The sequence below is a fragment of the Alicyclobacillus fastidiosus genome (genome assembly GCF_026651875.1).
Lineage (GTDB): Bacteria > Bacillota > Bacilli > Alicyclobacillales > Alicyclobacillaceae > Alicyclobacillus > Alicyclobacillus fastidiosus.
Genome location: NZ_CP104068.1, coordinates 100,365 through 113,434, shown reverse-complemented (window position 1 = coordinate 113,434; position 13,070 = coordinate 100,365). Strand labels below are relative to the sequence as shown.

The 13,070-nt window shown below is 45.7% G+C and carries 8 protein-coding genes and 2 pseudogenes; 6 read left to right on the top strand and 4 right to left on the bottom strand.

Annotation, left to right across the window (positions count from 1 at the left end; genetic code table 11):
* Window positions 1-109: 109 nt before the first annotated feature.
* Together bioB and NZD89_RS28345 are read right to left on the bottom strand one after the other, a co-directional pair.
* Entirely contained in the window at window positions 110-1,099 is a 990-nt protein-coding gene (gene bioB / locus NZD89_RS28350) for a biotin synthase BioB (protein WP_268008821.1), read from the bottom strand.
* Between the two features lie 164 nt (window positions 1,100-1,263).
* A complete protein-coding gene (locus tag NZD89_RS28345) occupies window positions 1,264-1,830 on the bottom strand; it encodes a site-specific integrase (protein WP_268008650.1) in 567 nt (188 codons plus the stop codon).
* 206 nt (window positions 1,831-2,036) lie between these two features.
* On the opposite strand from NZD89_RS28345, the pseudogene NZD89_RS28340 reads away from it, so the two are divergent.
* The 6 genes and pseudogenes from NZD89_RS28340 to NZD89_RS28315 all read left to right on the top strand — a co-directional run.
* Window positions 2,037-2,599: pseudogene (locus tag NZD89_RS28340) on the top strand (DUF4158 domain-containing protein); the annotation flags it as partial.
* A 364-nt stretch (window positions 2,600-2,963) separates the two neighbouring features.
* Window positions 2,964-3,476: an RNA polymerase sigma factor gene (locus NZD89_RS28335; RefSeq protein WP_268008648.1), complete on the top strand. Its 513-nt coding sequence runs from the start codon at window positions 2,964-2,966 to the stop codon at window positions 3,474-3,476.
* Window positions 3,476-4,408 carry a hypothetical protein gene (locus NZD89_RS28330; protein ID WP_268008647.1) on the top strand — a complete coding sequence of 311 codons (933 nt, stop codon included), beginning with the start codon at window positions 3,476-3,478 and terminating at the stop codon, window positions 4,406-4,408. Before NZD89_RS28335 ends, NZD89_RS28330 begins: the two co-directional genes overlap by 1 nt.
* A 365-nt stretch (window positions 4,409-4,773) precedes the next feature.
* Window positions 4,774-7,057: pseudogene (locus NZD89_RS28325) on the top strand (Tn3 family transposase); the annotation flags it as partial.
* 39 nt (window positions 7,058-7,096) lie between these two features.
* Window positions 7,097-8,278, top strand: coding sequence for an IS110 family RNA-guided transposase (locus tag NZD89_RS28320; RefSeq protein ID WP_268008646.1), 1,182 nt, complete (start codon window positions 7,097-7,099; stop codon window positions 8,276-8,278).
* A gap of 860 nt (window positions 8,279-9,138) precedes the next feature.
* On the top strand, window positions 9,139-9,870 hold the full coding sequence (locus tag NZD89_RS28315; protein WP_268008645.1) for a VIT1/CCC1 transporter family protein: 732 nt from the start codon (window positions 9,139-9,141) through the stop codon (window positions 9,868-9,870).
* 983 nt (window positions 9,871-10,853) lie between these two features.
* Here the strand turns inward: NZD89_RS28315 and NZD89_RS28310 are convergent.
* Window positions 10,854-12,341: a sensor histidine kinase gene (locus tag NZD89_RS28310; protein ID WP_284286419.1), complete on the bottom strand. Its 1,488-nt coding sequence runs from the start codon at window positions 12,339-12,341 to the stop codon at window positions 10,854-10,856.
* A gap of 9 nt (window positions 12,342-12,350) precedes the next feature.
* The gene (locus tag NZD89_RS28305; RefSeq protein ID WP_268008818.1) at window positions 12,351-13,031 is read right to left on the bottom strand and encodes a response regulator transcription factor; all 681 of its coding nucleotides are present in this window, start codon (window positions 13,029-13,031) and stop codon (window positions 12,351-12,353) included.
* Between the last annotated feature and the right edge of the window lie 39 nt (window positions 13,032-13,070).

Here is a 13,070-nt window from a genome sequence, read left to right as displayed (position 1 = left end):
ACATTCCCCCTTCGATCACGTACCGCTGCCATTCACTCCAGCCAACAGTGCTGGAGAGTTCAAGCTAACCAATGTTCAGATTGCACGCGAATCGCAACGCCTGCTGTCCTTACAGGGCCGATTCTTCAATTTCAAATCCGAGATCCTGAATCATCTTCCAATCCGCCTCCGGCAACTGCCCTTCCGTCGTGAGATAGTCGCCGACGAAGATGGAGTTTGCCACGTACAGGCCGAGCGGTTGCAGGGATCGCAGATTCACCTCGCGGCCGCCGGCAATCCTAATCTCCTTGGACGGATTCACGAAGCGTATCATGGCCAGGATTTTCAGGCACATATTGGGGGTGAGTTCCCGTCGACCCGCTAGCAAGGTTCCTTCAATGGGGTTCAGAAAATTGCAGGGGATGGATTCCGCACCGAGCGCCTTCAACGAGAAGGCCATATCCACACGCCCTTCGTCTGTTTCGCCCATGCCAAAGATGACACCCGAGCACGGAGAAATCCCCACATCCTTCACCCTGTCGACCGTATCCACCCGGTCTGCATAGGTATGCGTGGTGCAGATATTTTCATAGTTTTCACGGCTGGTATTGAGGTTGTGGTTGTAACGGTGCACCCCGGCGTCGGCCAGTTTGTCGGCGTGTTCCGGACTCAAAAAGCCAAGGCAGCAGCAGATTTTCAAATCACTCGTAGACCGGATCTCCCGGACGGCATCCGCCACTTGCTCTACTTCGCGATCCGACGGCCGCCTCCCGGACATCACGATGCAATATGTACCAGCCTTGCGGCGCTGCGCCTCTTGTGCCCCGGCCAGGATGGTTTCTTTGGACAGCAGGGGGTATTTTTCGATGGTGGCATCTGAAATGGCCGACTGGGAGCAGTAGAAGCAATCCTCCGGACATATTCCAGACTTCGCATTTACAATCATATTCAGTTTCATTTTGGTCCCGAAGTACTTGCGCCGAATGATAAAGGCGGCGCTAAGAAGGTCCAGCACCCGTTCATCTGGTTCACGCAGGATTTCCAACGCTTCCTTCCTGGAAATTTCATATCCTTGCGTGACACGTTGGGCAACGTCCGACCAACTCCTGGCAGTCACTATGTGTGAAATGACTCATCCCTCCAGAGTAATTGTTAACCTATATTATATATCAGGTTAACAATTCGATCTAGACGTGGACGGAGACCAGGACAAACTAGGGGCTACGCAATCTCCAATTTATATTTATGTCAATAAAAGGAATATAAAGCCGCATAAATATATGATTACAAATTCAAATTCAGATACACTTCATCCAATTCGTCCTGTGTAATACCGATGTACGACAGGGTGACACTTGGGGCAGAGTGGTTGAATAGCTTCTGCAGAACAGCCAGACTCACACCAGATTGGTACGCATGATACCCAAAAGTCTTCCGAAGGGTATGTGTCCCAATGTTCTCCTTAATCCCTACTGCTCTAGCCGCATCATTAATGATCTTATAGGCTTGCTGTCTCTTCAACGCTTGCCGTCCCTTCCTGGACAAAAAGAGGGGATCATTCAATGTATAGGTACGAGTGCTCAAATACTCCATGATGGCTTTACGTGCTGTATCCCCAACCGGAAAGTCTTTGCTTTTCCCTGTTTTGGTTTCCCGAATAGAAATGCGGTCTCTTACTCGACCTCGGTCATCCATCACGTCATGAATGTTCAATTTCAGTAAGTCACTAATTCGAAGGCCAGAGTTAATCCCTAATATAAACAAACAATGATCTCTCAAGTTTGTGGCCTTTAGAATTTTTTTCATGGAATCAATTTGTTTCTTCTCGCGAATAGGCTGAACAAATTCCAAAAGTGACCCTCCGTCGAACGATACTTATTATATGATATTATACGATAAGTATGATGTGTTCGGAGAACAAATAAAGTAGAACTTATGAAATGTTGAAAAATCCCTTTCGTAGCACGGGATTGCAGGCTCATATCGAATCATACAAAACTAGATTGTGTATGATTCGGCGGATATCACTTTTACCAATTTTCATAGGGGAGTTTCAGATGTATACCCGAGTCAGAGAGTTACTAACCCCAGAAGAACGATTGAAATACATGGAGATCCCCAACGACATTGATGAATGGACGCTAGGGACATACTTTACATTTACGTCTCACGACATCGAAGTGATTCGACGTCACCGCAGAGACTACAACCGTCTTGGGTTCGCTATCCAATTGTGTGTACTGCGGTATCTGGGCTGGACTCTGTTCGATGTACAGGAAATACCTGAACGTGTCCTGAGCTATGTGGCCAAACAACTTCAGGTAAATGTCTCTGAATTCCAGGGTTACTCGCAAAGAGAGGCAACAAGATACGAACACTTGGAAGAAATCCGTCGGGAGTATGGATTCTCCCCCTTTACGCTCGGCGAATATCGTTGGCTCTCAAAAGTTTTGACTGAACATGCCATGATCAATGGTAGCCCGCTACATCTCATTCAGATCGGCTTAGATGAACTGCGTAAACGTAAAGTGATTTACCTGCGATGGCAACAATCGAAAGGACCGTATGGGAGGCACGGAAACGAACGGAGGATAGAATTTTCAAGGTGCTCGGCGCTTCGTGATCACGGAAAATAAAGTTCTAGACTGAAAAATAAAGATTTAGACTCGAAAATAAAGTCGTATACCGAAATAAAGTTCCATACCAATAAATACAGCCTCGATAGTAAGAGTCAGGCGGTATTGCTTATGTTTAGGGTGTATAAAAATGCACCAAATCTGTAAAGTGGATATTGAACATAAGGGCAGCATAGTTCAGTAAGAGAAGGACTCATAAAAAGTAAAAGTGTACAGGCGGGCATCCTACATTGGATGTCCTTCTGCGTGATCTGGTCAGATTTACATCAAAAATTTTTTTATTGAAACTGTGATCAAATGCGTTGTTCAACGTCTAATTAAGGAGTCAACAAGAGGGGGTGACCTAAATTGAGCTCCGAGCTCGACAGAGACGCAGATCTCCGTGATTTATATGAATTATATCGGCACGATATATATCGGTTCGCCAGATACACATTGGGTGACTCATCAGTTGCACTGGATGTCGTGCAAGAGGTATTTGTCCGTGCGATCCGAGCTTGGGGGAACTTCAGACATGATGCGAACACCAAGACTTGGCTCTTGAGTATTGCTCGAAATTATATGTACGACTACGTTCGCAAACAAAAAAAGTGGAATCAATTTATATCTGAATACGATCCGCCTTTTATCGCGGATAGAGAGCTACCTATAGAGACTACATTGGTTCTCGAACAGACTTTAATGGCACTCAAGGAGAGTTACAGACAAGTCTTTATCCTACGCCATATTGAGGAGTTATCCGTAGAAGAAACGGCACAGGTCCTTGGCTGGTCACCGGGAAAAGTAAGGACCACAGACTACCGGGCAGTCGCCAGAATTCGCAATATGTTGGGGACAGGCTTTGAAGGGGGGAATTCTTAATGTTTGATTCCAAAGATCTAATTGAGCAGTACAAGGAATTATCAAAAGTTGAACTCCCACCAGAGAAGAGTGGCGAAGTTTGGGCGAAAATTGCTCAGAACGCGTCCAATAATTTAACAAAATCACCATCTCGTAACCCGAGATTTCGCCACTTGGGAGCACTTGGAGCCGCATGCGTTGCATTACTTGTAGCCGCTGTAGGGGTTTACTCAAGTCGGGATCTTCTACACCATAGAACGCAGACTTCGACGAGTGCCCATGGTCAAGGATTACAGTTTAATCAACCAGTAGAACTGGTTTCCGATAACTGGAGATTGGTGATCTATAAGTCTCTAGCGAAGCAAGGTCCGTATTACGACATGCAACTGTTCTACGCGGGCGTTAAGCCCATATTACCGACCCTACTATCCGTTTCCTGGGGCGGATCACAAACGGGAGCGGCTGAAAGCAACCCAATCCAACCTGGAGCGGAAGTTCGCGGATTTTCCATGGTATATCTTCCAAACGGCTTTGCAAACGCAACGCCGTTGAAAGTTTCTTGGAATGTAAATGGACACAGTTATAGTGAACAGTTTGTTTTGGCGGATGCCAAGACCGACTTGCATGTTGAAGGTTATCATGAGTACGTCGGGCATGACAGACAGTGGAATGTCACATATGCGTATGAAACGATAGTGGGAAATGGTTTTAGCTACCCAACCGGGACACTGCTCTTAAATTATACGGGAGGTCAAATTGGGAACACCGTTTCCATCACGCTAAATTCACATGCTGCGTCACAACCAATGACATACACGAATCCATCAGGCAATTCAATTCGCATCAACGTTGATCCAACAAAGAGGGGGTATGACCTAACGGGCTCCAGTGCCGACATTACAATTAGCTCCGCAGGTCAAATAAGTACCATCGCCTTAATGAAGCAGAAATGAAGATGTTGAACAGAAGTCCCTTTGAAAAGATTGAAGAGAACCGTCCGAATTGGCTGGTGACCACGGGCGGCTCTTATTGTTTGGCACATGTGCTTCTTCAGGTAACGGGGGCGAATGTTTAAGAACGCCTATTCCGGAGAACGGAATAAATATGCATTTAGTCGTATACGACCCCCCAAGATGGTGAGGCGCTGACCTCTATCTCGAAGGTCGTTCAGTTACGACTTTGTTTTTTTCCTGGCACCGCGTTACGTGCCTGCCCAGCCTCGTCAGTATACGACTTTAGGCGTCATGTCAAAAACAGACGTCCATCGACCACTTGATCAAATAGGAACTTTGAGTATACAACTTTATTTTTCGCGATCACTTCGTTGACAGACAGTCAAATGCACAGTCTGGATAGCTTACTATCGTTGATGCCTGGTACCAATAAAACGTATTTGGGTTGGCTAAAAGAGGTCCCAGGCCAGTCCTCTCCAGAATCGTTTCTGAAGGTTGTTGAAAGGCTTGAATATATCCGAGCACTCAAACTCCAAGTTGATACCCATGGGATTCATCCAAACAGACTCAGACAGCTGTCTAAAATCGGATCACGATACGAGCCTCGATCATTTCGGCGATTTAATGACCCCAAGAAATACGCTATTCTCGTGGCTTACCTACTCGACTTGATTCAGGATTTAACGGATCAAGCATTCGAGATACACGATAGGCAGATCATGTCCCTTTTATCGAAAGGGCGAAAGGCCCAGGAGGAAATTCAGAAGCAAAACGGAAAGTCTATCAACGAAAAAGTCGTTCATTTCGCCAGTATGGGAGATGCACTTATAAAGGCTCGAAATGAAGGGATAGATCCCTTCGTCGCGCTAGAAGCCGTCATGCCTTGGGACAAACTGGTTGCATCCGTGGAAGAAGCAAAAAGCCTTGCACGCCCTGTTGATTACGATTACTTAGACTTGCTGGAGAAGAAGTTCTACACACTCCGGAAGTACACCCCAACGTTCCTGAAGTCACTGGAATTTCGTTCAACCAGGTCTGCAGAATCCCTGATGAGAGCGGTTGACATCATCCGGGACATGAATGAATCCGGTAAACGCAAGGTCCCAGAAGGCGCACCCCTTGAATTTGTGTCGAATCGCTGGCAGAGGCATGTCTATGACGATGACGGAAGCATTAACCGTCATTATTACGAGATGGCGGTCCTCACGGAACTGCGAAACTATATTCGATCCGGTGATGTGTCCATTGTTGGAAGCCGCCAGCATAAGGACTTCGATGAATACCTCGTTTCCAGAGAAGATTGGGAGCAGATTAAACCAAGCCATGTTCCACTAGCAGTCGACACGTCGGTTGAGGCATATTTGGAAGAACGGATGGAATCACTCCGGAAACGCTTGGATTGGCTATCGTCCAACGTTGAGGCTTTGGAATCCGTCAATTTGGAGAGTGGGAAACTTCACATTGATCGGTTAGAAAAGGACGTTCCGGATGAAGCCAGAGACTTCAGTGTGTCGTTGTACGAGTTGCTGCCACGCATCAAACTCACCGATCTCCTCATGGATGTAGCCCGTTGGACTGGATTTCACGAACAGTTTGTTCATGCTTCCACCAACCGTATGCCGAACGAAGAGGAAACCATCGTTGTGATGGCCACCCTCATGGCAATGGGAACAAACGTGGGACTCACAAAGATGGCCGAATCCACACCGGGTGTTTCATATCGGCAGTTGGCAAATGTGGCGCAGTGGCGCCTTTACGAAGACGCAATGAATAAAGCCCAAGCTGTACTAGTGAACTTCCATCATCGCTTGGCTCTGTCGTCCTATTGGGGCGACGGAACCACGTCATCATCAGACGGTATGCGTGTGCCGATAGGTGTCTCAGCGCTTCATGCAGACGCCAATCCTCATTACGGCCATGGAAAGGGCGCGACCATTTACCGTTTCGTCAGTGACCAGTTTTCAAGCTTCTATACCAAGGTCATCAACACAAACGCAAGGGATGCCGTGCATGTCATTGATGGCCTGCTACACCACGAAACGGATTTGATCATTGAAGAACACTACACCGATACCGCCGGTTACACAGATCAGGTGTTTGGCTTAACCCACCTTCTTGGTTTCCGTTTTGCGCCTCGACTCCGAGATTTATCAGACTCTAAGCTTTTCACCTTCGGTAAACCGACTGACTTCCCAAAACTGGAGACTTTGCTTCGTGGCCAAGTCAATGCAAAGGTCATACGAGACAACTTTGATGATGTCCTGCGGTTGGCGTATTCCATTCGAGAGGGTACGGTCTCTGCTTCACCCATGATGGGGAAACTCGGCTCTTACGCACGACAGAATCGCCTAGCCACAGCTCTTCCATGGGGAACTTCGTGATCGTGCACTTCAAGGCCAGCTCCAACGGGCTAGTGCGCTCAATATTCTAATCAATGCAATCAGCGTGTGGAATACAGTTTACCTGACTAAGGCGACGGAATTCAAAAGGGCGCAGGGTGGATTCCAGGAGGAACTCTTGAATCACATTTCCCCGCTAGGGTGGGAGCACATTAATTTCCTAGGCGAATACACATTCAGCCTAAGCCAGCCGAGAGATTTAGATTCTCTGCGCCCACTTCGTAGTCAAAACACGAACACCTTAGAGTAAAGAAACTCCGAATTCTCATTCCAATAAATGTCTTAGCGTATGTTTTCGTTAAAATGTCGGCCCTACCCCTTTGACAACAGTCGGCACGGCTTCGAAAAGCTGTTGACCTGGATTGAGTCACTAAAGCTCGACCATGGTTGCGATCAAGTCATTGTAGGAGTCGAGCCGACTGGCCACTATTGGATGAATCTCGCTCAATTTCTTCGCCATCGTGGTATCAGCGTTGTGCTGGTAAACCCGATGCACGTCAAGAAGAGCAAAGAACTAGACGACAATAGTCCAACAAAGAATGACCGTAAGGACGCCCGAGTGATCTCGCAATTGGCCAAAGACGGACGCTACTCTGTACCCAACATTCCCGAGGATATCTACGCGGAATTGCGCGTGGGAATGAATCAAAGAGGGCGTTTGGTCGAGGACCTGAAGCGCGTCCAGGGGCGAATTCACAATTGGCTAGATCGGTTCTTTCCTGAGTTTACAAAGGTGTTTAAGGACTGGGAAGGAAAATCTGCATTGGTGTGCTTGCACTTGTTTCCGCTCCCGACGGATGTCGTGAAAGAGACGGAGATAGAAGTCGTCCGTAAATGGCGTGAAAATGGGATCAAACGTGGAGTCGGTGTGAGTCGTGCTCGACAGCTCATAAAGGCCGCTACTGATTCGATTGGCATCATTGTGGGACTGCAGATGGCACGCCAAGAGCTTCATATTTTGCTTGGTCAGTACGATTTACTCCATGCACAGCTAGCACAACTGGTAGCGGATATTGAACAGTTAGTGAGCCAGGTTCCAGGTGCAGAACAAATGATGAGTGTGCCAGGCATTGGGCTGGTGACGGCCGCTGGTTTTATTGCAGAGGTTGGGGATATCTCATCGTACCAGCATCCTAGACAGATTCAAAAGTTAGCAGGATTGAATCTGAAGGAGAACAGTTCAGGGAATCACAAAGGTAGAACGACGATTAGTAAAAGAGGTCGACCCAAGTTAAGGGCGTTGCTATTCCGATGTGTGATCCCACTGATTGCGAAGAATGCCGAGTTTCAGGGTCTTCACCAGTACTTTACGCAGAGACCACAGAACCCACTGAAGAAGGTACAGTCCGTGGTGGCTCTGTGTTGTAAGTTGATTCGAATTTTATTCGTGTTGTGGAAAAGACAAGTACCGTACGATCCGAAACAAATGCTTGGACCAGTCCAAGAAGAACGGCTACAGAATGCAGCTTAATGATTGAATGCAACTGAGGAATTAGCGCCATTTGAACACGTGAACACACAAACGAAGCGCGGAGTAGTCGGCACCAAACTAACCATGAGGGCAATGACCCAGGCGGGCAGCACAGCTGACCTCCACCCTTCGACAGGCGGAACGATGGAATGTAAAGGGCCTGAAAAAAGGACCCCGTGAGACATGAGAGGGTAGGCCGCGAAGGTATATGTGGAGATCCAAAAGCGCGACCATAATTCACCAAAAGGGGTACACCCCTTATTTGAATACACCCTTGAGCCGAAAAAGCACATGGAACACCGAATTCCGCTTAAAATGTGATGTTTAGTGTACAAAGAAAACCGCTAAATGACTGGGAAAATCTTAAATCATAGAGAGAGGTTAGTTCAAAACGAATTGCAGGTTTAGGCTTACCAATATATTACTGGAAACTTGCAAGCGGGTCTATAAATGTAGGGTTGGGGATTTCGGGGGAATGGGCACTTGAGGTGTCCACCCAGAATGCGCTCCTCCAGTGATGATAGGAAGGGCCAGAGAGTCACACGCATGTATCATATACTAATCGTCCTTAATTTGGTCAGAAACCGACAAATGCCTAGATGTTAAACGACCTTTAATTTGAGGATGATCGGAGGTTATTTACTTTTTCTGGACAATGTCGAGAAACTTCTCGTCTTACTTATTCGGTTACTGAGAAGTCACACCCGTGGGTATAGAGAGAAATTAGACTGGTTAAACTCATTTCGTTTGGAGACTTTAGGGGTCGTACTTCAGGTCTTCGAACAGTAAAGATTAGCATTGACTTAGATTCAGTCTAAATTTAATAATTACAGTGTATTACAGAGGAAAAGGTGGTATGCATGGCAACTCTATCTCCGTCAAAACGACTTGATGAAGTCTTAGGGAAGGATAAACAAAATGATGTCTCAGACTGGATTGGTGACGCAATATATGGTGTAAACGATGGCCTAGGTGCCATCTTTGGCATTATTGCAGGTGTAGCAGGCTATACGTCGAACAGTCACACGATTTTAATCTCGGGTCTCTTCGGTGCTTTGGCGAGCACTTTGTCTATGGGAGCTGGTGCATGGCTCGCAACGAAGTCAGAGAACGAACTGATGGATACTACCTTATCCCGTGCACGCAAGTCAATTGAAACCGAACGGGCACGCGAACTTGAAACACTGTCACTTATTTATCAGGCAAAAGGCTTTAATGAGACGGACGCTGAGTATATTGCGCAAACTATTGCTAAGGATGACAACATGTTTCTTCGGACTATTGCACAGGAGAAACATGGACTTCATGAGTCTGCAAAGGGCAATCCGTGGTCATCAGCGATGTCAGGCTCGATATCTACATTCGTTGGTGCAATCGTTCCATTGATCCCATTTTTCTTTATCAGTGGAAGGTTAGCCTTAGTTCTGGCCGCGATTGTATCCATATTAGCCCATTTCGTAGTAGGTGCGTTAAAAAGCCTTGTTACAGTCCGTTCCTGGTGGTCTAGTGGTTTGGAAATGACCATGGCAGGAATTATTGTTGGCGTTGTGTCTTACGCACTGGGACTCTTAGGTAACGTTTTATTAGGTTAGCAGCAAATTGAAATGAGGCCAAACCAATGTTTATGGACCGTGGGGCTGTCCCAAAAGGGTCGTACCAAATCATCCAGTCCCAACATCATATAGAAAAGCCTCCAAATCCACAGTGAAAGTGGAGATGGAGGCTTTTTGTTTTAAGAAATTCTTAATCAAAGTGGGGCTTCAAAAATCCAAAATTGACTTTTGGGACACCCCCCTTTAATTAGGGCAGCCCTGAATGATCAGATAAGCGGGAATCATGTTATAGTTATCCGCCTGCCGCCATATTATTAATGACCGTATCGTCGTTCACATCTAAATCCTCTTCGGAGGGGCAGGGGGAGTTATGGGCTGCTCTTGGACTAATTTCAAGCGTGGCAGCTGCATTTATGAGTTTAAATTATGCACTCATGGGCAGTGATACCCTGTTTGTAAATGCTGCCAATGCTTTTCAGGAAGGGAATCGGTCGATTGGTTTTTATTCTTGACTGAAGTGTACTTCGCGTACGGTTTTTATTGCACTGTGAAACACTGAAGACTCGATTAAAAGTCGAAGAGTACGATGTTGTCTGGTTGATCGATTGAGTGAACTCAGGTGGATTTTGATTTCTCAGCAAGTACCTTTGATTTGGAATCGATGACGAGCCTATCGGTTGTACAACCGATAGGCTTTTTTGGAGCTACTCCACATAATTCTACCATCTACGTTATAAGGCTTAAATTTGTATTGTACAAAAGAGAGCGGACGTAGGAGGTCAGCAGTTTGCAGAGGTATCAATTGTCGGACATTTCGTGAACCTTTAGGACGATGATCTATATAAATCTCGTTCCTGAACCGTTCCAAGCAATGCAGACGTTGTCTAGAGTAGTACCCAAAACATGAAGGAGGAAAAACGCACAAGGTTGCGGTAATCCCCTTTCTGCATGAACAAACTGAACTCACGGTTAATAACGGATTACTTCAGCCGCAGTGTTCTATACCCATAATGGATATGATTTCACTTAACGGGAAGCCAAACGTTAAAGATTGTTCCCTTGCCGACTTGACTTTCAAAACTAATTGTTCCACCATGATTGTCCACAATCGACTTTGTGATAGAAAGTCCTAAACCAACGCCTCCATTTTTTCTAGAACGTGCCGAATCCACACGGTAAAAGCGCTCAAATAACTGCGACTGATGCTCTGACGGAATTCCTGTCCCATTATCTTTGACTTGAATACGCGCACCGGCGAAGTCCTTGACCAGAGAGACATTAATTTCACCAGTATTCGCGTCTGTGTGTTGGACGGCGTTTTGAAACAGATTAAGAACCACTTGTTTTATCCGATCGGGATCACAATTAACCACCATCGCTTCAGAAACGACGAATTCAACAGCGCGTTCACCAGCAAGCAACAATAGTTGGGGTTTCATGTCTGTCAATAGTAGATCCAAACGAGAATCTTCAAAGACAAAGGTAGGTTCTCGGTCGATTTTCGCTAAAAACAGCAAATCCTGGACCAATTTATTTACCCGTTGTGACTCTCCGTACATGCTGCGTAGTGCTTTATCCAGCTTGGCGGGGTTGGCGGCTGCTCCACGAAGCAAAACCTCCAAAAAACCGTTAATGGTTGTCAATGGTGTCCGTAATTCATGTGAAGCGTCTGCAACGAATTGGCGCATCCGCTCTTTCGCAATCCTTTCTGCTTCAAACGACTTTTTTAACCTTTCTAACATTGCATTGAAGGAAGAGGCGAGTAGCGCAATTTCTAGTTGTGCATGTGTTGTCATGAAACGTTCGTCCAAGTTACCTGCGTTGACGCGACCCACTGTCTCAACGACACGTGACAACGGAATTAAAGTTCGCCTCAAAATAGGGAGAAAAGTAAAGACTCCTGCACATAAGGCACACATTACCAAAAAAGCAAAAACCGTCAATTGTTTGATTAAAATATGCTGAAGAGGTGCAATAGGGACTGTTACTTGAACAACACCCAACGCATGACTTTGCTCGCCAACACGATGAAGAACGACCAACACTGTGTTCCCTAAGTTGTCATTCGTCAACGTATAAGTCATGTCTGATGAATTATTTACAGCATTTTGATATGTTTGTTGAGAGAGACGTGGTGACGGCCCTTGGTCTAAATCATTTTCATGGCTGCTGTCTGCCTTATCATCGTCCGTATCCACAAATAAATCTGTGAAGCTGCCATGAACATTTATGAATGCAATGGTTGCACCTGGAGTTTCAAGCTTGAACAATGTGTCACGATCTGGAATAATATGATGATCACTTAAATCTTCCCAAGCGGACTTTGGAATAGACTCAATCCGAGTCTCAATGCTCACTGCTTCGTTACGATATAGGAAGTCATCCATGAAGGCATATTGGAAAACCCCTATAAGAACAAGTAAAACAGTCATGATGATGATCGAACGGGATAGCAGTTGATACTTCAGTGAGCGTGGATTTAACATTCGAATTATGTGTGAACGCATCATTATAAGCCCTCATAAGTCAATTCGATAACCCGCTCCACGAACGGTCCGAATGATATCATGATTCTTGTCTCCTAGTTTATCTCTGATGATACTAATATACACTTCTACAATGTTGTTTTGCCCGCTAAAATCATATCCCCAGACCACCTCTAAAATTTTAGCCTTACTTAAAACAATGTCGTGATTAATTAATAAATATTTTAGAAGTTCATACTCTGTGGTTGAAAGAGATAATGCTGAACCTTGATAACTAATTTCCTTACGTAAGTCATTAATGGAGAAGTCTCCGATCACAAACTCGTCCAACAGATGAGAAAACTGATTTCTTACTCTCGCCTGAATGCGTGCAAGAAGTTCTTGGAAACTGAAGGGCTTACCGACATAATCATCTGCACCTATTGATAAACCAAGGACTCTGTCTTTAACGTCGTCTTTGGCAGTCAACATAATCACGGAACAGTTCATTCGTTTCTTCAACATTGCACACACCTCAAAACCGTCCATCCCCGGCATCATAACATCTAAAATCACAATATGTGGATTAAAAGTGTTCGCAATGCTCAGTGCTGAGGGCCCGTCTTGGGCAGTCATAACCTGGTAACCTTCTTCCTCAAGTCCTAATTCCAAAAACTCAAGCATCCCAATTTCATCATCGACAACAAGAACTTTTACTGCTTCTGCCCGATTCATCACGGAACCTCGCCTCAATAATATAATTTGTGATCCGTT

Excerpts from the sequence above, each read along its gene's own strand:
- NZD89_RS28315 (WP_268008645.1), top strand. The coding sequence starts at position 9,139 with ATGGCAACTCTATCTCCGTCAAAACGACTTGATGAAGTCTTAGGGAAG.
- NZD89_RS28305 (WP_268008818.1), bottom strand. The coding sequence starts at position 13,031 with ATGAATCGGGCAGAAGCAGTAAAAGTTCTTGTTGTCGATGATGAAATT.
- NZD89_RS28330 (WP_268008647.1), top strand. The coding sequence starts at position 3,476 with ATGTTTGATTCCAAAGATCTAATTGAGCAGTACAAGGAATTATCAAAA.
- NZD89_RS28310 (WP_284286419.1), bottom strand. The coding sequence starts at position 12,341 with ATGATGCGTTCACACATAATTCGAATGTTAAATCCACGCTCACTGAAG.
- NZD89_RS28320 (WP_268008646.1), top strand. The coding sequence starts at position 7,097 with ATGTTTTCGTTAAAATGTCGGCCCTACCCCTTTGACAACAGTCGGCAC.